The sequence below is a fragment of the Streptococcus sp. GMD4S genome (assembly GCF_000296955.1).
Window position 1 is genome coordinate 1 of sequence record NZ_AJRE01000041.1, and the last position, 24,684, is coordinate 24,684.

The following is a 24,684-nucleotide window of genomic DNA, read 5'->3' on the forward strand; positions in this document are numbered from 1 at the left end:
TCAATCTCAATTCGTAACTTCATCACATCTCCTTTCTGACTCTACTATATCAAAGCTAAGTTAGGAATACAAGGGCAAAAAAGCAAGTGGTCAATTTGAAGCAGTAAGTGGTTGTAGGACTAGCTTAACTTACATGTCAGAATAGGAAGAAAAGGAATCCCCACACCAGACCACAAGCATAGCCAACCAAGACATCCTTGGGATAATGAACGCCCCCTAAAACCCTCACCAAGCCCAGCAAAGCTGAGAAGAGCAAGCATGCTAAGCCAACAGGTAGACTAGCATGCAGACAGGCCATGGAGATGATAGTTGCCGAAAAAACATGGCGACTGGGCATCGACTGTCCCGAGCTATCTTTTTCAAGCAGGGGACAGATATCCCAAGTTTCATAAGGCCGCGGGTGGTTGATTTTCTTACGAAAAAGGGACAAGATCACAAAGCCTGATGCAGGAATAAGCACATAAACCCCAACCTGCTGACCAAGTCCTAGTTGCAGGCAAGTGATGACTAGCAAAGTCAGATAGACCAAGGGCATGGCGACTGTCATCAAACGATTGAAATTAAGCAATAGAAATAAAAGGGTGGGATGGCTAGTTAGTTTGGAGCTAAGGTTGCTATACCATTCTTGATAATTTTTCATTAAATTTCTCATTCATTACCTTGTTTTCGTCTACAGGTGAGACGTTTATCTTCTAGTATAGTGCAGAAAAAGAAGGCCGTCAAGCCTTCTTTTGATTTATTCTTCTGCTTCGTCTTCTGTAAATTGACTATTGTACAAGTCAGCGTAGAAGCCACCTTGCGCCATTAGTTCCTCATGATTGCCTTGCTCGATGATATTGCCATCTTTCATGACAAGAATCAAATCGGCATTACGAATAGTTGACAAGCGGTGGGCGATGACAAAGGATGTGCGTCCTTCCATCAAACGGTCCATAGCTTTTTGAATCAACTCCTCTGTACGTGTGTCGACTGAAGATGTCGCTTCATCCAAAATCAAGAGCGGTGCATCTTTGAGAAGGGCACGAGCAATGGTCAAGAGCTGTTTCTGTCCAACAGACAAGGTCACGGTGTCATCCAAAACAGTATCGTAGCCATCTGGCAAAGTCATGATAAAGTGGTGGATTCCCACTGCCTTGCTAGCTTCTATCATTCGTTCATCACTGATGTCTGTCTGATTATAGATCAGGTTCTCTCGAATGGTTCCTTCAAAGAGCCAAGTATCCTGCAAGACCATTGAAAAGGCATCGTGTACTTCCGAACGCTTCATGTCCTTGGTATCGACACCATCGATACGGATACTTCCCTTATCTAGCTCATAGAACTTCATCAAAAGATTGACAATGGTTGTCTTCCCAGCCCCAGTCGGTCCAACAATAGCAACCTTCTGACCTGCATGAGCTGTCGCAGAAAAGTCATGGATAATGGTGCGCTCTGGTGTATATCCAAAGGACACATGATCAAAGACTACTTCCCCTTTCATGTTGCTCAATTGTCTTTCCTTACGAGATTCATCTTGCATCTCTGCTTCAGCTAGAAATTCTAATACACGAGTCATGGCTGCACTCGCTTGTTGCAGGCTCGTAATCCCTTGGGCAATCTGTGACAGAGGTTGGGAGAAGGTCCGTACGTAAACCATAAAGGCTACGATAATCCCTATCGTGATATGCCCTTCTAACGCCAGCGCGGCACCAACGATGATGACTAAGACATAACTAAAGTTCCCAACAAAGAACATGGCTGGCATCATGATACCAGAGATAAACTGAGATTTCCAGATACTGTCATGCAAGTCTTGGTTTAACCCTGCAAATCTCGCTTTGGAGGTGTCCACTGCGTTGTAGCTGGTCACTACATTATGGCCAGAGTACATCTCTTCCACATAACCATTGACGGCTGCTAGATTATTTTGTTGGGCTTTAAAATAACCCTGTGACTTGGCCATGATTACGGAAACCGCCGCAAAACCAACAAGCGTAGAGACCACTGTTACGAGAGCTAAAATCCAGTTCATCCCAAACATGGTCACCAAGACAGCAATCAACAAGAAACTAGCTGAAAGAACTGTCCCTAGACTTTGGTTGAGAGATTGCGCTGCTGTATCCACATCATTGGTCACGCGCGAAAGGGTGTCTCCTTGTGAATGACGGTCAAAATAGCCAAGTGGCAAACGATTGATTTTTTCAGCGATAGCCGTCCGCAAGCGTTTTGAAAAATGTTGGATACTCGTTGAAAATATATAGGCCTGTGTATAATTAAGGATAGCTCCAAACACATATAGGACAACCAAAAATCCAGCAATGTTTGACACAGCTACCAAGTCGATTTCTGTAGCCAAGCCATCTGAAATCAAGTTAGTAATTTCTTTAATCTTAGTTGGACCATAAACGGTAATGATGCTTGAAATGACTGCAGCCACAACTGCTATTAGGAGAGGAAGTTGGAGGCCTGCCATATAAGGTTTGCACTGTTTCCAGACCGAAACTTTTTTATTTTCCATGTTCCAATTCCTCCTTCGATAGTTGTGAGTAGGCAATTTCTTGGTAGACTTCGTTGGTTGCAAGAAGTTCCTTGTGGGTGCCTTGTCCCACGACTTTACCTTGATCCAAAACTAAGATCAGGTCGGCGTCCATAATGGTAGAAATCCGTTGCGCTACGATGAGCTTGGTCATGGATTTTGTTTTCTCAGCTAGCTCTTGGCGAAGGACACGATCTGTCTTGTAGTCCAAGGCTGAGAAGGAATCATCAAAGATGAGAATCTCTGGTTTACGAGCCAAGGCACGCGCAATGGCTAAACGCTGTCTTTGACCTCCTGAGAAGTTGGTTCCGCCTTGAGCCACTTCTGATGCAAGACCTGCTTCCTTGTCTTCGATGAAGCTTTTAGACTGGGCCAATTCCAAGGATTGCCACATAGCAGCTTCGCTTAGAGGAGTTTCTTTGCTCTTACCAAAGTCCAAGTTCCCCTTGACATCTCCTGAGAAGAGGACTGCTTTTTGAGGGATATAGCCGACCTTATTGCGCAAATCTTCCAAATCGTAATCTTGCACATTAACTCCGTCCACTAGGATTTGTCCATCTGAAACGTCGTAAAAACGTGGCAAGAGGTTGACAAGCGTAGACTTACCTGATCCAGTCGATCCGATGAAGGCTACGGTTTGACCCGCTTCTGCTTTGAAAGTGACATGTTCCACGACTGCTTCTGAGTTTTTAGAGTAGCGGAAGGTTACATCGCGGAATTCCACTTGTCCTTGAACTGAAGGATCCGCTGTCTGTGTATGACTAGGATTTTCAATAGAAGAATGCAGATCCAATACTTGATTGATACGTCCTGCCGAAACCAAGGTACGAGGAAGAACAATAAAGAGTGCTCCCATGAGAAGGAATCCCATCACGACCTGCATAGCATAGGACATGAAGACCACCATATCACTAAAGAGTGGCAGACGTTCTGCCAAACTTGCATCGTTGATAATGTAGGCACCAATCCAGTAAATAGCTAAACTTAGTCCACTGGAAATCGCCATCATAATCGGGTTCATAATGGCCATCAATCGATTGACAAAGAGATTGAGACGTGTTACCTCATCGTTGGCTGCTTCGAATTTTTCATCTTGGTAATCTTCGGCATTGTATGCGCGAACAACTCGAATCCCAGTCAAGCTTTCACGAGTGATGCTATTGAGTTTATCTGTCAATTTTTGGATAACAGATTGTTTTGGAAAGGCCAGAGTCATAAGAACAGTGGTCATCAAGACATTGACAATAACAGCCACAACGACCGCCCAGAGCCAGTATTCCGATTTCCCAAGGATTTTTCCAATGGCCCAGATAGCCATAATCGGCCCACGAGTAACCACTTGCAAGCCCATGGTAAAGAGCATCTGTACCTGGGTAATATCATTGGTCGTCCGAGTCAAAAGACTTGGGATTGAAAAGCGCTTGATCTCTGTCTGTGAAAAATCTAAAACGCGATGAAATACGTCTCTACGTAGATGGGTTGTATAGGATGCTGCAACACGAGCAGCAAAGAAACCCACCATAACAGATGAAAAGAAAGCCAATAAAGACAAACCAATCATCTTCGCAGCTGGTGACCAGAGTTCACCCAACTGCGTTCCAGACGTTCCGAGTAACTCTGTAATTTGTGAAATATAGGTCGGTACCTCTAACTCTAGATAGACCGAGAAACAAGTGAACAGAATCGTAAGGATGATCATTCCCCACTCTTTTCCTGTAATACGTTTAGCGAGTTTCTTCATTCTCTCCTCCTATCTTCTCAACATTTTCTTGCAACTGACCGAGAACCTTTTCAAAGATTGCCAAGTCTGACTTTGAAACCCCCTCTAGCAGACTCTGATCGATCCGATCAAAAAAAGCCTTAACTTTTTGCATCTGCGAACGCGATTTCTCCGTCAGGCGAACAAATTTTGCCCGCTTATCGCTCGGGCTGGCCTCTAGCTCAACCAAACCATTTTGCACCATACGCTTGACTAGATTACTCGCCACAGATTTGGTAATATTGAGTTCCTGCTCGATATCCTTAATCAAGACCAATTCCTCTTTTTGTTCACAATGATCTAAAAAACGCAGAACCTGCCCTTGCGGTCCACCCATAAATTCAATGCCACATCGCTTAGCTTCTTTCTGTACCATCAGATGAAGCTGGTGTCCAAAACGTTTGAACATTAACATCGGCTTGTCCATGATTGCTCCTTTCTTACGATAAATATAGTTCTCACAAGAACTATTTAAGTTCCCATGAGAACTATTTTATCATTTTCAGAAAAGATGTCAAGAAAAAAGTTTCCAAGAGAACTATTTTAGTTTAAATTGACATTAGGCAATATTTTTTCTATAATAAGCACTAACTACTGTGGATAGAAATCCATTCACTCGATGAAGGGAGAAAACGTTCAAATGAAACCAGAAGAACAACGAGTTTTAGGAATCTTAGCAACCATTTTTGGAGCCATCGCACTTTTAGGGTCCTGGATTCCATTTATTAACTATCTATCATTTTTCATCGCCATTGTCGCATTTATCTTGGGGATTATCGGCCTTATCGTCAATCTCAAAAAACGGAAAACCATGGCCATTATCGGAACATCCCTCGCAGTTGCTTCTGTTGTACTTTTCTTTACGACCCAAGTACTGTACGCTAATGTCTACAAAGAGTTTATCAGGGAGTTTAACCGTTCCTACAGCGAGGCAAGTGCCTCAATGGAGCGCGAAGAAGAAAGCGACTTGACAGATGATAGCGCCTATTCCATCCCAGAGGAGGAAGAAGACGATAACTTCACCTGGACCCAGGAACAGTTCGACGCCTTAATCGAAGGTGACCTTGATAACAAAGGAAAAGGTGGTACCAACTACAAGGATATTATCAAAAAACACGGACTACCAGACTCCGAGTTTGACTCCACTATCGGAGGCTATGATACGAGAAAAATCACCTATATCTCCATTGGTGACAAGATCAAGACTGTTACCTTAACTTTTGCAAAAGATGACAATGGGCAGCTCTTGCTCGTCCAAAAACATGCAGTCGGTCTAGGTCTAGAAAAAAGCAAGAAACAAAACGATTCTGAAACCAGAGTCTAAGTTCAAATATCAAAAAAACGAACAGCTAGTAAAACTGTTCGTTTTTCTATTAGAATCCATCTACGTTTGTGTAGATCTTTTGTACGTCTTCGTCGTCCTCAAGAACGCTGTAAAGTTTTTCAAAGGTTTCAAGGTCTTCGCCTGACAATTCCACTTCAGACTGAGGAATCATTTCCAATTCAGTCACTTGGAATTCTTCGATACCAGACTCACGAAGGGCAACGATAGCCTTGTGAAGGTCTGTTGGAGCTGTGTAAACAGTGATTGTTCCTTCTTCTGCTTCTACATCGTCCACATCCACATCTGCTTCTAGCAATTGCTCAAAGACTGCATCAGCGTCCTCACCCGCAAATACGATCACACCCTTGTTATCAAAGAGGTATGAAACTGAACCTGAAGCACCCATGTTTCCGCCGTTTTTACCAAAAGCTGCACGGACATTGGCTGCGGTACGGTTGACGTTTGAAGTCAAGGTATCCACAATCAACATAGAACCATTTGGTCCAAAACCTTCGTAACGTCCTTCTGTAAAGGTTTCGTCTGTGTTTCCTTTTGCTTTATCAATCGCTTTATCGATAACGTGTTTTGGCACTTGGGCTTGTTTCGCACGGTCGATAACGAATTTCAAAGCAGTGTTTGATTCTGGGTCTGGATCACCTTTTTTAGCTGCTACATAGATTTCTACACCAAATTTTGCATATACTTTAGAGTTAGCTCCATCTTTAGCCGTTTTCTTGGCTACGATATTGGCCCATTTACGTCCCATTAGGAATCTCCTTTTTTCACATTTTAATCTTTCTTATTATAACACAAGTTTTTTCGATTTTCACTAGAGGAAATGGATTTTATTCAGCAAATCCAGCTAGGATTGTCCTTTGGCTGCCAAGATTGCCTTGCCTTCTTTTATCAGGGGATGGCGGAAAAGTGAAAAGTACAGTTGGGTGGTCATGGCAACCCAGATAAGGGGTTCACAAAGGATAACTCCCCTATAGCCTGCCCAAGGGATAATCAAAACTACAAAAACAATTTTCCCGATTAGTTCTATAAAGCTGGAAACTAGAGGAAGGACTTTTTGCCCCAAGCCCTGCAAGCAATTGCGATAAATCAACAAGAGACTCAAAATCGGATAAAAGACTGAACTGATTTGCAGGTAAAGACTACCATTTTCTACCAAGTAAGTATCTGTCGAACTGGCCAAGAAGGAAATCAAGGTCGGACTAGCAAAAAAGAGAAAGATACAGACAAAACCTGCCCAAGACATGCTCAGTCGACTGCCGATTCGAAGACCTTGAACAATGCGGTCTGGTCGTTTCGCACCGAGATTCTGAGAGGCAAAGGTCGTCATGGCAGAAGAAACGGCCGTCATCGGAAGCAGAGCAAAGGCCATAATGCGTCGTGCCGCTGTTTGGGCACTAATAATCACTGCGCCAAAGGTATTGACAGAAGACTGTAAAATCACACTACCAATAGACACAATCGAACTCATCAAGCCCATAGCCAAACCTTGCTCCAAGAGATCCGCGTACAAGCTCTTGTCCCATTTGAAATGTTTAAACTGTGGCAAGAGTTCTGGAACGCTTTTGCGGATATAATAAAAGCAAAGAAGCGCTGACAACCCTTGTGAGATAATGGTAGCAAGTCCCGCAGATTGAACACCCAGTTGCAGTTGCGTAATGAAATAGAGATCCAGAACCACATTGACCAAAGCAGAAAAAATCAGGAATCCAAGGGCTGCTAGACTGTCACCAATAGACCGCAACAAGCCTGCAAAAAGATTATAGGCAAAGCTGACACTGACACAAGTCACAATCATAGAAATATATTGATAGGATTGAGGAAGGATTTCTGCAGGGGTATCTAAATATTGCAAGAGTGGATACAGACCGACAAAGCCCATCAGCATGACCACAATGCTCAAAAGAGCACCTAAAATCCAAGTTGCTGCTACTGCTTCTTTAATTTTAGTAAAATTACGAGCCCCATAATAGCGGGCAATGACGATCCCCATCCCATTGCCAACACCAAGCGTAAAACCTATAATCAAATCAAAAATGGCAGTTGTCGCCCCTACTGCAGCCAAAGAATCTTGACCAAGAAAACGCCCAACAATCAAGACGTCAGCTGTATTATAAAGCTGTTGGAAAATATTTGACAGCAAGATTGGAAAGGCAAAGCTTAACAGCGCAGGAAGAATGGGACCATGTATCAAGTCCACGGATCGTTTCTTATTCATAAAGCTATTATATCAGCTTTCTAAAGGAGCGACAAGGCTCTGTCACTAAGTTTGCAATCAATTGCTTACAGAGAGACAATTTGCTATAATCAAGAAAAGGAGGTCATTTATGAGTTTGACCAGTCAATTAATTACCGATGTATTTCCCGATCTGGATAAGGTTGAAAAGCTAAACAAGGAAGCTTTCCCTGAAGAAGAACGAGTCCCTCTGTCTGAGTTCTTGCGCTATCAGGACCGAGATGATGCCCACTTCTTTGCCTTTTATAACCAGGAAGAGTTTGTCGGCTTTGCTTTCTCTATTTCCAACCCAAAAGCTTTCTATATCAGTTTTTTTGCCATCATGCCCCACCTGAGAAGCCACGGGTATGGAAAGGAAATTATCGAAAAACTAACCGATTTTTACCAGCGAACCATGTTGCTAGAAGTCGAGCGATTAGATGAAGAATGCGATAACTTGGAGCAAAGGAAGGCCCGCATGGACTTCTATCGCCAAAATGGCTTTAAATCAGCCAACGCTTTTCTAGAGTACGATGGTTTGAGTTTTGAAATTCTTTACCGTGGCGACCATTTTGACGAAGAGGCCTATCGCGACATCTTCCAAAAGTTACAGAATGAACATTATTTTGACTTTCATATAGAGTATCGTCGTTTTAGTGACCATTAAACAAGACTTATCCATCTGGTGAAGAACCTCTCTTTTTCGATAGAAGCTACATATAAAAATGCATGTAATTTACGATTACATGCATTTTTTATTTTCAACTGATCAGAATAAACTTTTATTCTCTCTATGGCTTAAGCTTCTGCATTGCCTTCTGGAAGAAGGAAGTAGAGAACAGCATAAGCTAAGATTCCAGAACCACCAAGTAGGGTGAAGATGATCCAAAGTGCACGAACAAGTGTGTGGTCCATGTTAAAGTAGTCACCGATACCTGCACAAACACCAGCAATCTTTTTGTCTTGTACGTTACGAACAAGGCGTTTTTCCATTATAGTAGTCTCCTTTTTATAGAATGTTTTAATTTTTTTGATTAAATACTCTTTTATTACGCTTTTGAAGCTTATGGAGACTTAATAATTAAACATAAAAAGCAGAGAAGGACTTCTCCGCTTTCATTTTTAATCTTCAATTTCGATTTCAAGTCCGTCGCCTAGGTCAAGCGTTACTTCTTGGTTAGGTGCTAGATCTTCCGAAACAGTGGTAGGAGTTGTCCCTTCTTCATCTTCAATCAAGCCATATTGAACACGAACTTGGTGGTCAATGGCATCAAAAATCTCTGGGTGATCCGCCAAGTATTTCTTAGCATTTTCAGATCCTTGTCCGATTTTTTCACCCTTGTAAGAGTACCATGCTCCCGCTTTTTGGATGATATCGAGATCACTTGCAATCTTCAAGAGCTCACCAGTCTTAGAAATCCCTTCTCCGTACATGATTTCAACAAAGGCTTCCTTAAATGGTGGAGCCACCTTGTTTTTCACGACCTTGATCTTGGTTTCCTTACCGACATTGGTATCTTTTTGGTCACCAGTTCCCTTGATTTGTGTGCTTCCACGAACATCCAAACGGACTGAAGCGTAGAATTTCAAAGCACGTCCACCAGGTGTTGTTTCTGGATTTCCAAACATGACCCCAACTTTTTCACGCAACTGGTTAATAAAGATGGCAATTGTCTTGGTTTTATTGATAGAAGCTCCGAGTTTACGCATGGCCTGGCTCATCATACGAGCCTGCAAACCAACGTGACTGTCTCCAATATCCCCATCAATTTCCGCACGAGGTACAAGGGCTGCAACTGAGTCAATAACGACGAGGTCAACTGCACCTGAGTCAATCAATTTTCCAGCAATTTCAAGACCTTGCTCTCCTGAGTCTGGTTGTGACAAGAGCAATTCGTCAATGTTCACACCAAGGGCTGCAGCATAGGCTGGGTCAAGAGCATGTTCCGCATCGATAAAGGCTGCAATACCACCTTCTTTCTGTGCTTGCGCAACAGCGTGAAGGGCAACCGTTGTCTTACCAGATGATTCTGGTCCATAGATTTCGATGATACGTCCTTTAGGATAACCACCTGAACCAAGAGCAATGTCCAGAGCCAATGAGCCTGAGCTCATCACTTGAACTTTTTGCTCCGCGCGCTCACCCAAGCGCATGATTGAGCCTTTACCAAAGTCTTTCTCAATCAATTTAAGAGCATCGTTCAATGCTTTTTCACGGTCTGCTCCAAATTTTTTCCCAATTTCATCTAATTTTTTTGTTGGTTTTTTCGCCATTTTGTTCTCCTATATTCTACTGGTCCTTAGACCTATCTTTCATTATACCAAAATTTAGTCACTTAATAAAGCCTTGCGAACTAGGTTAAAGGCATGCATGACCGCAATATGTCGAACATCTGCTCGACTCCGTCCTGCAATATTGGCCTTGATCACCTCTGTCCCTTTTGCATGTGCCAATCCAATAAAAACTGTACCAGCTGGATGCCCCTCTAGGCTATCTGGCCCTGCCACACCCGTCAAACTAACTCCATAATCAGACTGAGTCTTGATCCGTGCCTGCTCTGCCATTTTTCGAGCCGTAAACCCAGAAACAACCCCGTGTTCTTTTAGCTCTTGCTCGGAAATATCCAACATCTTGGACTTTTCTTCTAGGCTGTAAGTGACAAAACCGCCATTAAAGATTGCTGAGACGCCCAAAAAGTCTGCTAATGTCGCTTGAAAGAGACCTGCCGTCAAGCTTTCTGCCGCAGTAATGCTTTTCTGTCTCTTCTTTAGCTCTTCTACAACGACACTTGCGAGACTGGTTTCTTCCCCATATCCATAACAGATGTCTCGTAGAGAAATTCCCTCGAAAGTTTGGCGACTCAAGATTTGATTTTCTAAGATATCCAGTGCTTGATCAGCCCTTTCTTGACTAACTGCTTTTGTAGACAAACGCAAGGTCACTTCTCCCGTCTTGGCATACGGCGCCAAGGTCGGATCGGTTTGATGGTCAATCAAATCCGCCAAAATGGTCACCAACTGACTCTCCCCAATTCCAAAGAAACGGAGCACTCGTGAGTATAACTTGGTACCAGTCATTAACTTGGGTAAGAGTTGATTTAAGACCATGGGTTTCAATTCACTAGGTGGTCCTGGGAGGACCACGTAGGTCACGCCATCCACTTCTGACACCCCTCCTACTGCTAAACCTGTCTCATTTGGCAGTGGAGTCGCCCCTTCTACAATTTGGGCTTGGCGCTCATTATTCGGTGTCCGAGCATAGTCAGGTCTATGAGCAAAGAAAATATCCAGTTTCTCTTGCGCTTGAGGGTCAAACACTAGATCTTTTCCCAAAAATTTTGCCAGGGTTTGTTTGGTCAAATCATCCTCGGTTGGTCCCAAGCCCCCTGTCAAAATCACAAGATTACTACGTTGACTCGCAATCTCAAGCAAGGACAAAAGACGAGCTTCATTATCTCCAACAGCTGTTTGGAAGTAGACATCTACCCCGATTTCGGCTAGTTTCTCTGATAAAAACTGAGCATTGGTATTGACAATCTGCCCTGTTAAAATTTCTGTTCCTACAGCAATAATTTCTGCTTTCATGTTTCCTCCTACTTATCTATTCGAATTTTTTTGAAAAAATCGCAGGAAATTTCCCACGATTTGATTCTTTTCTTATTCTGCTTCTTCGTTTGAAGCGTTCGTACTGGTTGAAGGTGCTGTCCGACCAAAGGCTGTTTCGTACAGTACCGCATTGGTTTCCAATTCTGTCACTGGCTCTTTACCTAGCGAACTACGCAAGAGATTTTGCATTTCGAGCATATGTTCTGAAGTGACAATCTGATAAGAAATTCCCTGTAGCTCAGCATCTTCCCCACGCAATTGATGCGTTTCGATATTCTTGAAGGAATCTTGATAGCCGAGCAATTGTGGAATGCTCTTAGCTGACAAGTCCACATTGGTCTGCATGTTATCACTCAAAGCTTTGAGGATACCTTGATAATGACTCACACTGTTTAGGCTCAAAACCTTCTCAACGATCTTTTGAATAACTTCACGTTGACGTTTTTGACGACCATAGTCTCCCTCTGGGTCTTGGTAACGCATCCGTGAATACACCAGAGCTTCCTCCCCATTCAAGGTTTGTTCTCCAACACCGATAGAAATCTTATTAAACTCCTCTTGGTCAGCAATCGAAATTGGGAAACCGAGTGTATTGTTGACGGTAATTCCACCAACCGCATCCACCAATTGTTGAAGCCCCTGCATGTTAACCATCACATAGCGGTCAATGTGGATATTCATCATCTTTTGAATAGTAGAAATTGCAAGTTCCGCACCACCATTAGCATAGGCCGCATTGAGTTTGGCTTCCTGAACTTGACCGTTTCCAGTCTCAATCTTGGTCAAAATATCCCGTTCCAAACTCATCATTGTGGTTTTCTTTGTTTTGGGATTAACCGTCAGGAGAATCATGGAATCACTATTTCCCGCCCACGGGTCTGTACGTTCCACATTTCCCGTATCTACCCCCATCAAGAGGATGGTCAGAGGCTCCGTCGCTTCGATAACGTTGGTTTCTTCACCAATCTTTTTATAAGTCTTTTCACTCAAGGTTGCTGTTCCTTGTTGGAAAATGGTGTAACCATAAACCGCTACACCTACAACTGTTACTGCTAGAAAAGCTAGCACCATTCCAATTAATTTTTTGATCATCTTGTTATTCATCTATCAGCTTGCCCATAAGACAAACATCTAAAAATATCCCTTCTGCTAAATAGGCTCCTCTTTCTTGTAAGCCTTCTGTGATAAATCCCATTTTTGAATAGAGGTGGACTGCAGCCTCGTTTCGTTTTTGTACACTAAGTTGCAAACGGCGCAAGACGCCACTGACTTTAGCACACTCGATGCCTTCTTCTAGAAGTATAGTCGCCAAGCCTTGGTTCCAAAATTTCTTGCGAACTGCTAGAAAAACATCACCGATATGTCGAACTCTTAAATGTTGGTCTGCTGTGATATTTAAGACTCCTGCAATCTCATCATTCAGTAAGGCGAGGAGAGTAATTTGATTCTCTGATGCAGCTTGTTTTTCGATAAAAAGAGCCATTTCAGAAGCTGTCATCATGATGCCATTTTCATCTAGGCTAGTAAAGTCTGTCTCTTGACCGACACAATCTAAAAATGCAATCAAGGCTGTAGCATCTGACATCTCTGCCTCACGAATACACAACTCATACTCCATCTTGAAACTCCTTGATGAGTTGTTCAGCCCGAGAGCCATGAGCCGTAAAATGAAGACAACGACCATCAGCTTCTTTCAAAATTTCCAACTCCAAGTAAGAATCTGGTAAATCTTCACCCAAAAGATGCCCCCACTCAATAACAGTCACACCGCCACCAAAGAGAAACTCATCCAAGTCAATAGAATCAGCGTCCCCTTCGATACGGTAGACATCCAAGTGGTAAAGTGGCAAACGCCCTTCATACTCTCTAACAATGGTATAGGTTGGACTTTTAATCATCTGACAGATATCCAAGCCCTTGGCAAGGCCTTTTGTAAAGGTTGTTTTACCCGCACCTAACTCTCCAGTCAAGATTAGAACATCGTCTTTTTGAAGCAAATGACCTAATCTTTCTCCGAGAGCTAGAAGCTCTTCTTCATTTTTTGTGTGCATGCTACTATTATACCAAAAAGTTTTCTTTTGTGTGAATTTTCTTTATGGACTTACTATAACAATTTTGAAAGATTCTCCTCCACTTAAAAGAATACAACTATTGAAAAAACAAACAGGATATCCCGAATCAGGTGCCCATAAAAGGAGATTTCCCTTTGGATACATTTGGGAAAAAGGAAACGTGCGCATAGAAAACCAACACTGATATAAAAGAAAATCGAGGAAATCACTAAGGGATTCCTCAAGAAAACCATCGTAGCTAGAACGGAAATGACGACTGTTTTCTTTTTATTTAGGTGATTTTCTATATCGCGAAAAATTTTATCAAAAGGTAAGAAAATCAATAGATCTACTCCTAGCAAGAAAAAGAAGGAGGGTAAAAAGAGGTCAACCAGTTCCTGCTGCAATTTGCTAGTGGTTTGGATGCTTTCTGAGAGAACCAGACAGGTTGCCAGAAGATTGACTACTAAAAGGAGGCAATAAACAAGGCTCACTTTCTTTTGAACATGTAAAATACTATGTCTAGACTGGTCTGCTGTATGGAAATAATTTATCCCAGCGCACAAAACAGAAATTCCTACTATCAAAATCAAAAAGTAAGCATTGGTCTGTTTTAAAGATAAAAAGGATTCTTTCCATAATAGGCAACTACTAAAACTAATCTGGATGACTGCAATCAGTAACAATAGGCGAATTGATTTTACCATTTCTTTTCCCTCCCTATATGGGATTATACCTTGTGAGGAGTTTGAAATGATTGTTTCCGCCTCAAGTGTTCTTTTTTTGTGCTCAACTGACCAAAAAACAGCTCTCTTGTGCACAGAACTGTTCTTTTACCAGTCTAATCCTTAAACCAGAGAGCAATTTCACGTTTTGCAGAAGCTTCCGAATCGGAGCCATGAACTACATTTTGAATAGCTTGATTGTCTCCTGCTGCTTTAGCAAAATCTCCTCGGATAGTTCCAGGCAAGGCTTCTTCTGGACGAGTAGCTCCCATCATACTACGCCAAGTTTCAATCACTTTCGGACCTGATAGAATGCCCACCACTACCGGTCCTGAGGTCATAAACTGACGGATAGGAGGATAAAAACTTTTTTCAACCAAGTCTTGATAGTGTTGGTCAATCAAAACTTCTGAAACTGCTGAACGCAACTCTAATTTTTCGATTTTGAAACCACGCTCCTCAATTCTTTTCAGAACCTGACCAACCAGCCCTCTTTTCACACCATCTGGCTTAATGATAAAGAATGTTTGTTCCATACGGACACCTCCTTGGCATTTTAGTTCTTCTATTCTACCATACTTTATGAAAAAGTGGGAAAATTTTTCTGAAATAAAACAAAGAGAACCCAAAGGTTCTCTTGTTTGCTTTTATTCTACTGTTTCTTCAACTTGGATTTCCACAACTTCCTCTACAGGAGCAAGTTCTGCCTCTTCTTGTTCTGGAGCCAGATATTCTGCTTCATTAACGGCTTGTGGTTCAAGGTTACGGTAGCGAGCCATACCAGTACCAGCTGGGATGATCTTACCGATGATAACATTTTCCTTGAGTCCAAGGAGATGGTCTTTCTTACCACGGATGGCCGCATCTGTAAGGACACGAGTTGTTTCCTGGAAGGAAGCCGCTGACAAGAAACTGTTGGTTTCAAGTGAGGCTTTGGTAATTCCCATAAGAACTGGGCGACCAGTCGCTGGGACTCCACCTGCGATAAGAACATCCTTGTTAGCATCTGTAAAGTCGTTGATGTCCATGAGAGTACCCATAAGAAGGTCTGTGTCACCTGGATCCATGACACGAACTTTACGGATCATTTGACGAACCATTACCTCGATGTGTTTGTCACCGATTTCTACCCCTTGGCTGCGGTAAACTTTTTGTACTTCACCGAGAAGGTAGGTTTCAACTGACAAGACATCACGAACAGCGAGGAGACGTTTCGGTTGGATAGAACCTTCTGTCAATGCCGCACCGCGAGAGACTTGGTCTCCAACTTCGACGCGCATACGGGCTGTAAATGGTACCACGTATTCGCCTTCTCCAGTTTCACCCTTAACGAAGACTTTCTTGGTACGAGTTGACGCGTCTTCTTCGATAGCTGTAACTTGTCCTTTGACCTCTGTGATGACCGCTTCCCCTTTAGGATTGCGGGCTTCAAAGATTTCTTGGACACGAGGAAGACCCTGAGTGATATCGGTATTTGAGGCAACCCCACCCGTGTGGAAGGTACGCATTGTAAGCTGTGTACCAGGTTCCCCGATAGATTGGGCAGCGATTGTACCAACTGCTTCACCAACTTCAACCGCATCACCAGTCGCCAAGTTGATACCGTAACAGTGACGGCAGACACCATGACGAGTGTTACATGTAAATACGGAACGGATAGTCACTTCTTCCACACCAGCATTGACAATTTCACGCGCCTTGTCTTCTGTAATCAACTCATTTGGACCGATGATCACTGCACCAGTTTCTGGATGTTTAACAGTTTTCTTAGTGTAACGACCGTTGAGGCGTTCTTCGAGAGACTCGATCATCTCTTTTCCTTCTGCGATAGAACGGATCAAGAGACCACGGTCTGTTCCACAGTCGTCCTCACGGATGATCACATCTTGGGCAACGTCAACCAAACGACGAGTCAAATAACCTGAGTCGGCTGTCTTAAGGGCCGTATCGGTCATACCTTTACGGGCACCGTGAGTTGAGAAGAACATTTCGAGTACTGACAAACCTTCGCGGAAGTTTGAAAGGATTGGCAATTCCATGATACGTCCGTTCGGAGCGGCCATCAGACCACGCATACCGGCAAGCTGTGAGAAGTTTGAGATGTTACCACGGGCTCCAGAGTCCATCATCATAACGATTGGGTTCTTAGGATCTTGGTTGGCAACCAAACGTTTCTCTAATTTTTCACGGGCTGCACGCCATTCAGCTGTAACAGCGTTGTAGCGCTCGTCGTCTGTGATCATACCACGACGGAATTGTTTGGTGATTTGTTCTACACGTTTGTGTGATTCTTCGATGATTTCAGCCTTGTCTTCAACAACTGGGATATCGGCAATACCCACTGTCAAACCTGCAAGAGTTGAGTGGTGGTATCCGAGATTCTTCATGCGGTCAAGTAGGGCAGAAGTTTCTGTCGTACGGAAACGTTTGAAGATTTCAGCGATGATATTCCCAAGATTTTTCTTCTTGAATGGAGGGTTGAGTTCAAGATTGCTGATTGCTTCCTTGATATCTCCACCTAGTGGCAAGAAGTATTTAGCTGGAACACCTTCTGTTAAATTGGCATTTGTTGGTTCTTGCAAGTAAGGCAGACCCTCTGGCATGATGTCGTTGAAGAGGATTTTACCAACTGTTGTAAGCAAGACCTTGTGTTTTTGCTCTTCAGTCCAAGGTTTGTTGAGGCTATCTGTCGCGATACCAACACGTGAGTGGAGGTGAACATAACCATTACGGTAAGCCATAACCGCTTCGTCACGGTCTTTGAAGACCATTCCTTCACCTTCACGACCAGCTTCTTCCATGGTCAAGTAGTAGTTACCCAAAACCATGTCCTGAGAAGGAGTAACAACTGGTTTACCATCTTTCGGATTCAAGATATGCTCAGCAGCCAACATCAAGATACGAGCTTCTGCTTGAGCTTCTTCTGAAAGCGGTACGTGGATGGCCATTTGGTCCCCGTCAAAGTCGGCATTGTAGGCTTCACAGACAAGCGGGTGCAAGCGAAGGGCCTTACCATCAATCAAGACTGGCTCGAAGGCTTGGATACCCAAACGGTGAAGGGTCGGTGCGCGGTTCAAAAGAACTGGGTGTTCTTTGATTACTTCTTCAAGAATATCCCAGATACGTTCGTCTCCGCGTTCTACCAAGCGTTTAGCTGCCTTAACGTTTTGCACAATGTCGCGGGCAACGATTTCACGCATGACGAATGGTTTAAAGAGCTCAATCGCCATTTCGCGTGGTACACCACATTGGTACATCTTAAGAGTTGGACCAACGGCGATAACGGAACGTCCTGAGAAGTCAACACGTTTACCGAGCAAGTTTTGACGGAAGCGTCCTTGTTTCCCTTTGAGCATGTGGCTCAATGATTTGAGTGGACGGCTACCTGGTCCTGTAATCGGACGACCACGACGGCCATTATCAATCAAAGCGTCAACCGCTTCTTGCAGCATACGCTTCTCATTTTGAACGATGATACCTGGTGCATTCAACTCAAGCAAACGAGCCAAACGGTTGTTACGGTTGATAACACGGCGGTAAAGGTCGTTCAAGTCAGATGAGGCAAAACGGCCACCATCCAACTGCAACATTGGACGAAGATCTGGTGGAATAACTGGAAGAATGTTGAGAATCATCCATTCAGGTTTATTTCCAGACTTGTAAAAGGCATCCAAAACATCCAAACGGCGGATGGCTTTGACACGTTTTTGTCCAGTAGCTGTTTTCAACTCTTCTTTGAGTTCAGCAATTTCTTTTTCAAGATCTACTTGTTTCAAGAGGTCCTGGATAGCTTCGGCACCCATCTTGGCAACGAATGACCCATAACCATACTCACGCAAGCGCTCACGGTATTCGCGCTCTGTCATGATAGACTTGTGCTCAAGTGGTGTATCCTTAGGATCAATCACTACATAAGCCGCAAAGTAGATAACTTCCTCGAGGGCACGAGGACTCATATCAAGGGTCAAGCCCATACGGCTTGGAATCCCCTTGAAATACCAAATGTGAGATACAGGAGCTTTCAACTCGATGTGCCCCATACGCTCACGACGAACTTTCGTACGCGTCACTTCAACCCCACAGCGGTCACAAACAATCCCTCTGTAACGAATGCGTTTGTACTTCCCACAAGCACATTCCCAGTCTTTTGTAGGACCAAAGATGACTTCGTCAAAGAGTCCTTCACGTTCTGGTTTCAAGGTACGGTAATTGATTGTTTCAGGTTTTTTGACTTCTCCATAAGACCATGAACGGACTTTGCTTGGAGAAGCTAGGGTGATTTGCATACTTTTAAAACGATTTACATCAACCACTATTTCTTCCCTTTCTATTCTAAGTGAACTGCTTATTCTTGTTCAGCAGCTTCTTCTGTTGCTTCCGCTTTTGTTGCTTTCTCAGCTTCTTCAGCTTCAAAGGCTGCTTTAGCCTCTTGGGCCGCTTTTTCGCGGGCTTTTTCAAGGTCATCTACGTGGATGACATCTTCGTCCATTCCTTCATCCAAGTCACGAAGTTCCACTTCTTGGTCATCTTCGTCAAGGACACGCATGTCAAGACCAAGAGATTGCAATTCTTTTACAAGAACTCGGAAGGATTCTGGAACACCTGGTTTTGGAATTGGTTTTCCTTTTGTAATAGCTTCATAAGCTTTCAAACGTCCGTTGATATCGTCAGACTTGTAAGTCAAGATTTCTTGAAGAACATTTGACGCACCGTAGGCTTCAAGAGCCCAAACTTCCATCTCACCGAAACGTTGTCCACCAAACTGAGCTTTACCTCCGAGTGGTTGTTGGGTAACGGTTGAGTATGGTCCGACTGAACGCGCGTGCAATTTATCATCAACCATGTGGTGGAGTTTGATCATGTACATGACACCAACTGATACACGGTTGTCAAACGGCTCACCTGTACGTCCATCATAAAGGATTGTTTTGGCATCGCTATCCATACCTGCTTCTTTAACAGTGTCCCAAAGGTCTTCAGAACTTGCTCCGTCAAAGACTGGTGTTGCGATGTGGATACCAAGAGTACGGGCTGCCATACCAAGGTGGAGTTCCATAACCTGACCGATATTCATACGTGATGGTACCCCAAGTGGGTTCAACATGATGTCGACTGGAGTTCCGTCTGGAAGGTAAGGCATGTCTTCTACAGGGACGATACGAGAGACAACCCCTTTGTTTCCGTGACGTCCGGCCATCTTATCTCCGACTTTGATCTTACGTTTTTGAGCGATGTAGACGCGAACCAGCATGTTAACGCCAGATTGCAACTCATCGCCATTTGCACGTGTAAAGATCTTAACATCACGAACAACACCATCGGCACCGTGTGGTACACGAAGAGAAGTGTCACGCACTTCACGAGACTTATCTCCGAAGATAGCGTGCAAGAGACGTTCTTCAGCTGAAAGGTCTTTCTCTCCCTTAGGTGTGACTTTACCTACAAGGATATCGCCTTCTTTAACCTCAGCACCGATACGGATAATACCCATTTCGTCAAGGTCTTTAAGAGCATCTTCACCAACATTTGGAATTTCACGAGTAATTTCTTCAGGCCCAAGCTTTGTATCGCGTGTTTCTGATTCGTATTCTTCGAGGTGGACAGATGTGTAGACATCGTCTTTGACCAAGCGTTCGCTCATGATAACGGCATCCTCAAAGTTGTAACCTTCCCATGTCATGTAGGCAACGATTGGGTTTTGTCCAAGCGCCATTTCCCCTTTTTCCATAGAAGGTCCGTCAGCGATAAAATCGCCTTTTTCAACAACATCGCCAACTTTAACGAGAGTGCGTTGGTTGTAGGCAGTACCTGAGTTTGAACGACGGAATTTTTGGATGTGGTAAACGTCCAATGAACCATCTTCGCGGCGTACTTCTACCTTGTCAGCATCTGCGTATGTAACTTTACCATCATACTGAGCAATAACAGCAGCACCAGAGTCATGAGCTGCTTGGTATTCCATACCAGTACCAACGTAAGGTGCTTTTGGATCAATCAAAGGCACAGCCTGACGTTGCATGTTGGCACCCATGAGAGCACGGTTGGAGTCATCGTTTTCCAAGAAAGGAATACATGCAGTCGCAACGGCAACTACCTGTTTTGGTGACACGTCCATGTAGTCAACCACTTCTGCTGGATATTCTTGGTTGACCCCTTGGTGACGTCCCATGACAACTTTCTCAGCAAAAGTACCGTCCTCGTTAAGACGAGAGTTAGCCTGCGCTACAGTAAATTCATCTTCTTCATCGGCTGTCAACCAAACGATTTCATTGGTCACAACACCTGTTTCACGGTCAACCTTACGGTATGGTGTTTGAACAAATCCATACTTATTCAAGTGTCCGTAAGATGACAAGTTATTGATCAAACCGATGTTAGGTCCTTCAGGTGTCTCGATTGGACACATACGGCCATAGTGAGTATAGTGCACGTCACGTACTTCATATCCTGCACGGTCACGTGTCAAACCACCAGGTCCTAAGGCTGACAAACGGCGTTTGTGAGACAACTCAGAAAGCGGGTTGTGTTGGTCCATGAACTGTGACAACTGTGATGAACCAAAGAATTCTTTAACCGCTGCTGTTACAGGACGGATATTGATGATTTGTTGTGGTGTTAAAACTTCATTGTCCTGAACAGACATACGTTCACGGACATTACGTTCCATACGAGAAAGTCCAAGACGTACTTGGTTGGCAAGCAATTCACCAACTGCACGGATACGACGGTTTCCAAGGTGGTCGATATCATCCACACGTCCGATACCTTCTGCCAAGTTAAGGAAGTAGCTCATCTCTGCAAGGATATCCGCAGGAGTTACAACGCGAACCTTGTCGTCTGGATTGGCATTTCCGATGATGGTTACAACACGGTCTGGATCTGTTGGGGCAACAACCTTGAATTTTTGAAGGACAACTGGTTCTGTCAGAACAGCTGCATCATTCGGAATATAAATGATCTTGTTCAAGTCGCCATCCAAGTGGTGCTCGATACTCTCGATCACACTGCGAGTCATAACGGTACCAGCCTCTACCAAGATTTCACCAGTTTCAGGGTCTACCAATGGCTCCGCAATGGTTTGGTTGAGCAAGCGTGTTTTAACGTTGAGTTTTTTATTGATCTTGTAACGACCAACAGCTGCCAAATCGTAGCGGCGTGGGTCAAAGAAACGTGCTACAAGCAAGCTACGTGAGCTTTCAGCAGTCTTAGGCTCACCTGGACGAAGGCGTTCGTAGATTTCTTTCAAGGCTTCGTCTGTACGAGAGTCCATTGGATTCTTGTGGATATCTTTTTCAACGGTGTTGCGAACCAATTCGCTATCACCAAAGATATCAAAGATTTCATCATCACCTGAGAAACCAAGCGCACGAACCAAGGTCGTAAATGGAATCTTACGAGTACGGTCGATACGAGTATAAGCGATGTCTTTTGAGTCGCTTTCAAGTTCCAACCAAGCTCCACGGTTAGGGATAACAGTAGAACCATAGCCCACTTTGCCGTTCTTGTCTACTTTGTCATTAAAGTAAACACCTGGTGAGCGGACCAACTGAGAAACGATAATACGTTCACCACCATTGATAATGAAAGTACCCATTTCGGTCATGATTGGGAAATCACCAAAGAAGACTTCTTGGGTCTTGATTTCGCCTGTTTCTTTATTGATCAAGCGGAAGGTTACAAAAATTGGTGCTGAGTAGCTAGCATCGTGGATACGAGCTTCTTCGAGCGTGTATTTTGGTTCCTTGATTTCATAGCCAACAAATTCCAACTCCATTGTGTCTGTGAAGTTTGAAATTGGCAATACATCTTCAAATACTTCCTTAAGACCGTGATCTAGGAAATCTTTGAATGAATCCGTTTGAATTTCAATCAAATTTGGTAAGTCAAGAACTTCTTTGATTCTTGAAAAACTACGACGGGTACGATGTTTCCCGTATTGAACGTCATGTCCTGCCAAGATGATTCTCCTTTGTAAATAAATTCCAAGCCTTGTCAATCAGGCTTTTCTAATCGTCATATGGTTTTTAAAACCCCTATCACCGTGTCCCTTTGATGAATTTTCAGAATCTTTAAATTTTTGTTACAAGCACTCAAAAACCTGAAAAAAAGCACAAAAAGAGCAGCTAAATCTGACTTTTCCAGAAGATTTAACTGCTGTGAGCCTTGTCTGGACAATATTTCAGACAAAACCTACGACAAATGATTATTCATATTATACCTTATTTAGCTAGATTTTTCAAGGTTTTTTTACTATTTTTTAACAATCTTTTCCTATATATTATTTTAAAATTTCAAGAGAATGAAGCATTATATTTTCTCTCAAAAATTAGGAAAACGCTTGCACTAATGTTTACCTCGTGCTATACTGATAGGGAACAACTACACAAGGAGAATTGTGATGAAAAAGATCCCATCTCAAACTGAGAAAAAAATGATTTATGGTATCCGTTCCTTGAAGAACGGAACTGGTTCTGTCCTCATTGGTGCCAGCATTGTCCTGCTTTCTGCTGCAATGCCAACTATTTCGGCCAATGAAAACCTTCCTCAAACTCAGAAAAATACCAGCGCTGTGACCAAGGCCCCTACTGAGACTGAAACGAGTCAAACTCAAAAGGAAACGCCTATTTCTGAACAAAAGAATGCAAACGCTTCCCTTGATTCTAAAAAAGAAGCTCCAGCTGTGGAAACTACTACAGCACTAGAAACACCTAAAACAGAAGATGCTACTACAAGCCAGGCTAACAGCAAGGAAGAGAAAGTAGATAACAGCACTGCAACGCCAACTTCAGAACAAAAACCACAAGCTGACACATCCTCTGAAGAACCCATCGCAGACAACCACTTCCGTATCCATGTAAAAAAACTCCCTGAAGAGAACAAAGATTCTCAAGGTCTTTGGACTTGGGACGATGTTGAAAAACCGTCTGAAAACTGGCCCAATGGAGCCAAGTCCTTCAAGGATGCCAAGCAAGATGACTACGGCTATTATCTAGATGTCAAACTCAAAAATGAGCAAGCCAAGAAAGTCAGCTTCCTCATCAACAATACCAAGGGGGATAACCTGACGGGAGACCGTTCTGTAGAGCGCCTCTCTCCAAAAATGAATGAGGCCTGGCTAGATGAAAACTACAAGGTATACAACTACCGCCCTCAACCAGCAGGAACTATTCGTGTCAACTACTACCGCACCGATGGAAACTATGACAAAAAATCTCTCTGGTATTGGGGCGATGTCAAAAACCCAAGCAGTGGAGAATGGCCTGACGGTACTGACTTTACCGCAACTGGAAAATATGGACGCTACATTGATATCCCACTCAATGAAGCTGCAAGAGAATTTGGATTTTTATTACTAGACGAAAGCAAGAAAGGCGATGATGTGAAAATCAGAAAAGAAGATTATAAATTCACTGATCTAAAAAATCACAGTCAGATTTTCCTCAAAGATGATGACGAAACCATCTACACCAACCCCTACTACGTTCACGATATCCGTATGACTGGTGCCCAACACGTGGCTAAATCTCGTATCGAAAGCAGTTTTTCTACCCTCGTTGGAGCTAAGAAAGACGATATCCTCAAACACTCCAGCATCACTGATTACCAAGGGAATAAAGTAGCTATCACAGACGTGGAAGTGGATGAGGCAGGTAAAAAAGTGACCTACATCGGCGACTTCTCTGACACTCAACACCCTTACACTGTCAGCTACAATTCAGACCGCTTTACCACACGTTCAAGCTGGCGCCTCAAGGATGAGTCCTACAGTTACGATGGGCCACTCGGCGCAACTCTGAAAGAAGATGGCAAGCGTGTTGACCTCACCCTCTGGTCTCCAAGTGCTGATAAGGTTTCCGTTGTTGTCTATGACAAGAAAGACCCTGAAAAGGTAGTTGGAACTGTCCCCCTTGAAAAAGGAGAAAAAGGAACCTGGAAACAAACTCTGGATGCAAACTCTGGTCTCGGTATCAGCAACTACACTGGCTACTACTACCACTACCAAATCGAGCGCCAAGGTAAAACTGTCCTCGTTCTTGACCCTTATGCCAAATCATTAGCGGCTTGGAACAGTGACCTAGCAAAAACAGATGCCGCTCATAAGGTCGCTAAAGCTGCCTTTGTCGATCCAGCGAAGTTAGGTCCGCAAGACTTGACCTATGGAAAGATTCGTAACTTCAAATCACGTGAAGATGCCGTTATCTATGAAGCTCATGTGCGTGACTTCACTTCGGATCCTGCCATCGCAAAAGACTTGACCAAACCATTCGGTACCTTCGAAGCCTTTATCGAAAAATTAGACTATCTCAAAGACTTGGGTGTGACCCACATCCAGCTCCTTCCAGTCTTGTCTTACTACTTTGTCAATGAATTGAAAAACCATGAACGTTTGTCTGCCTACGCTTCAAGCAACAGCAACTACAACTGGGGATATGACCCTCAAAACTACTTCTCCTTGACTGGTATGTACTCAAGC

General features: G+C 43.5%; 19 protein-coding genes. 3 read left to right on the forward strand and 16 right to left on the reverse strand.

Annotation, left to right across the window (positions count from 1 at the left end):
• Window positions 1-136: 136 nt before the first annotated feature.
• The 4 genes from GMD4S_RS04115 to GMD4S_RS04130 form a co-directional block, all read right to left on the reverse strand.
• The gene (locus tag GMD4S_RS04115) at window positions 137-640 is read right to left on the reverse strand and encodes a phosphatase PAP2 family protein (RefSeq protein ID WP_000800953.1); all 504 of its coding nucleotides are present in this window, start codon (window positions 638-640) and stop codon (window positions 137-139) included.
• Window positions 641-736: 96 nt separating this feature from the next.
• Window positions 737-2,497 (reverse strand): ABC transporter ATP-binding protein, encoded by a 1,761-nt coding sequence (locus GMD4S_RS04120; RefSeq protein ID WP_000428386.1) that lies wholly within the window; start codon window positions 2,495-2,497, stop codon window positions 737-739.
• Complete coding sequence (locus GMD4S_RS04125) at window positions 2,487-4,256, reverse strand: ABC transporter ATP-binding protein (RefSeq protein ID WP_000731794.1); 1,770 nt, start codon at window positions 4,254-4,256, stop codon at window positions 2,487-2,489. Before GMD4S_RS04125 ends, GMD4S_RS04120 begins: the two co-directional genes overlap by 11 nt.
• Window positions 4,240-4,701: a MarR family winged helix-turn-helix transcriptional regulator gene (locus GMD4S_RS04130; protein ID WP_000360517.1), complete on the reverse strand. Its 462-nt coding sequence runs from the start codon at window positions 4,699-4,701 to the stop codon at window positions 4,240-4,242. The genes GMD4S_RS04125 and GMD4S_RS04130 overlap by 17 nt, the downstream gene beginning before the upstream one ends.
• Window positions 4,702-4,893: 192 nt before the next feature.
• Between GMD4S_RS04130 and GMD4S_RS04135 the strand changes: the two genes are divergently transcribed.
• Window positions 4,894-5,598 carry a CD20-like domain-containing protein gene (locus GMD4S_RS04135; protein WP_033587326.1) on the forward strand — a complete coding sequence of 235 codons (705 nt, stop codon included), beginning with the start codon at window positions 4,894-4,896 and terminating at the stop codon, window positions 5,596-5,598.
• A 49-nt stretch (window positions 5,599-5,647) separates the two neighbouring features.
• Here GMD4S_RS04135 and GMD4S_RS04140 read toward each other — a convergent pair whose 3' ends face one another.
• Entirely contained in the window at window positions 5,648-6,364 is a 717-nt protein-coding gene (locus tag GMD4S_RS04140) for a YebC/PmpR family DNA-binding transcriptional regulator (RefSeq protein WP_000532894.1), read from the reverse strand.
• A 96-nt stretch (window positions 6,365-6,460) separates the two neighbouring features.
• Window positions 6,461-7,831, reverse strand: coding sequence for an MATE family efflux transporter (locus tag GMD4S_RS04145; protein ID WP_008277623.1), 1,371 nt, complete (start codon window positions 7,829-7,831; stop codon window positions 6,461-6,463).
• 109 nt (window positions 7,832-7,940) lie between these two features.
• On the opposite strand from GMD4S_RS04145, the gene GMD4S_RS04150 reads away from it, so the two are divergent.
• Complete coding sequence (locus GMD4S_RS04150) at window positions 7,941-8,495, forward strand: GNAT family N-acetyltransferase (protein ID WP_000060281.1); 555 nt, start codon at window positions 7,941-7,943, stop codon at window positions 8,493-8,495.
• Between the two features lie 131 nt (window positions 8,496-8,626).
• Here the strand turns inward: GMD4S_RS04150 and GMD4S_RS04155 are convergent, their stop codons facing one another.
• From GMD4S_RS04155 to rpoB, 10 genes are all read right to left on the reverse strand, one after another.
• A complete protein-coding gene (locus GMD4S_RS04155; protein WP_000415528.1) occupies window positions 8,627-8,821 on the reverse strand; it encodes a PspC domain-containing protein in 195 nt (64 codons plus the stop codon).
• 129 nt (window positions 8,822-8,950) lie between these two features.
• Window positions 8,951-10,102, reverse strand: a complete 1,152-nt coding sequence (recA, locus tag GMD4S_RS04160) for a recombinase RecA (protein WP_001085519.1) — start codon at window positions 10,100-10,102, stop codon at window positions 8,951-8,953.
• Between the two features lie 54 nt (window positions 10,103-10,156).
• A complete protein-coding gene (locus GMD4S_RS04165; protein ID WP_000642673.1) occupies window positions 10,157-11,413 on the reverse strand; it encodes a competence/damage-inducible protein A in 1,257 nt (418 codons plus the stop codon).
• A gap of 72 nt (window positions 11,414-11,485) precedes the next feature.
• Window positions 11,486-12,526 carry a glycopolymer--peptidoglycan transferase LytR gene (gene lytR, locus GMD4S_RS04170; protein WP_000592170.1) on the reverse strand — a complete coding sequence of 347 codons (1,041 nt, stop codon included), beginning with the start codon at window positions 12,524-12,526 and terminating at the stop codon, window positions 11,486-11,488.
• Window positions 12,527-12,530: 4 nt separating this feature from the next.
• On the reverse strand, window positions 12,531-13,052 hold the full coding sequence (locus tag GMD4S_RS04175; protein WP_000455519.1) for a GNAT family N-acetyltransferase: 522 nt from the start codon (window positions 13,050-13,052) through the stop codon (window positions 12,531-12,533).
• Window positions 13,042-13,485, reverse strand: a complete 444-nt coding sequence (gene tsaE / locus GMD4S_RS04180) for a tRNA (adenosine(37)-N6)-threonylcarbamoyltransferase complex ATPase subunit type 1 TsaE (protein ID WP_000556957.1) — start codon at window positions 13,483-13,485, stop codon at window positions 13,042-13,044. The genes GMD4S_RS04175 and tsaE overlap by 11 nt, the downstream gene beginning before the upstream one ends.
• Window positions 13,486-13,568: 83 nt before the next feature.
• Complete coding sequence (locus tag GMD4S_RS04185; protein WP_000240908.1) at window positions 13,569-14,192, reverse strand: hypothetical protein; 624 nt, start codon at window positions 14,190-14,192, stop codon at window positions 13,569-13,571.
• A 134-nt stretch (window positions 14,193-14,326) separates the two neighbouring features.
• Window positions 14,327-14,746, reverse strand: coding sequence for a nucleoside-diphosphate kinase (ndk, locus tag GMD4S_RS04190; protein ID WP_000438309.1), 420 nt, complete (start codon window positions 14,744-14,746; stop codon window positions 14,327-14,329).
• 111 nt (window positions 14,747-14,857) lie between these two features.
• Window positions 14,858-18,523: a DNA-directed RNA polymerase subunit beta' gene (gene rpoC, locus GMD4S_RS04195; protein ID WP_000228754.1), complete on the reverse strand. Its 3,666-nt coding sequence runs from the start codon at window positions 18,521-18,523 to the stop codon at window positions 14,858-14,860.
• Between the two features lie 32 nt (window positions 18,524-18,555).
• Window positions 18,556-22,167 carry a DNA-directed RNA polymerase subunit beta gene (rpoB, locus tag GMD4S_RS04200; RefSeq protein ID WP_000907170.1) on the reverse strand — a complete coding sequence of 1,204 codons (3,612 nt, stop codon included), beginning with the start codon at window positions 22,165-22,167 and terminating at the stop codon, window positions 18,556-18,558.
• Between the two features lie 441 nt (window positions 22,168-22,608).
• On the opposite strand from rpoB, the gene GMD4S_RS04205 reads away from it, so the two are divergent.
• Window positions 22,609-24,684, forward strand: a 2,076-nt coding sequence (locus GMD4S_RS04205; protein ID WP_000723754.1) for a pullulanase-associated domain-containing protein, incomplete at its 3' end; no start/stop codon positions are given.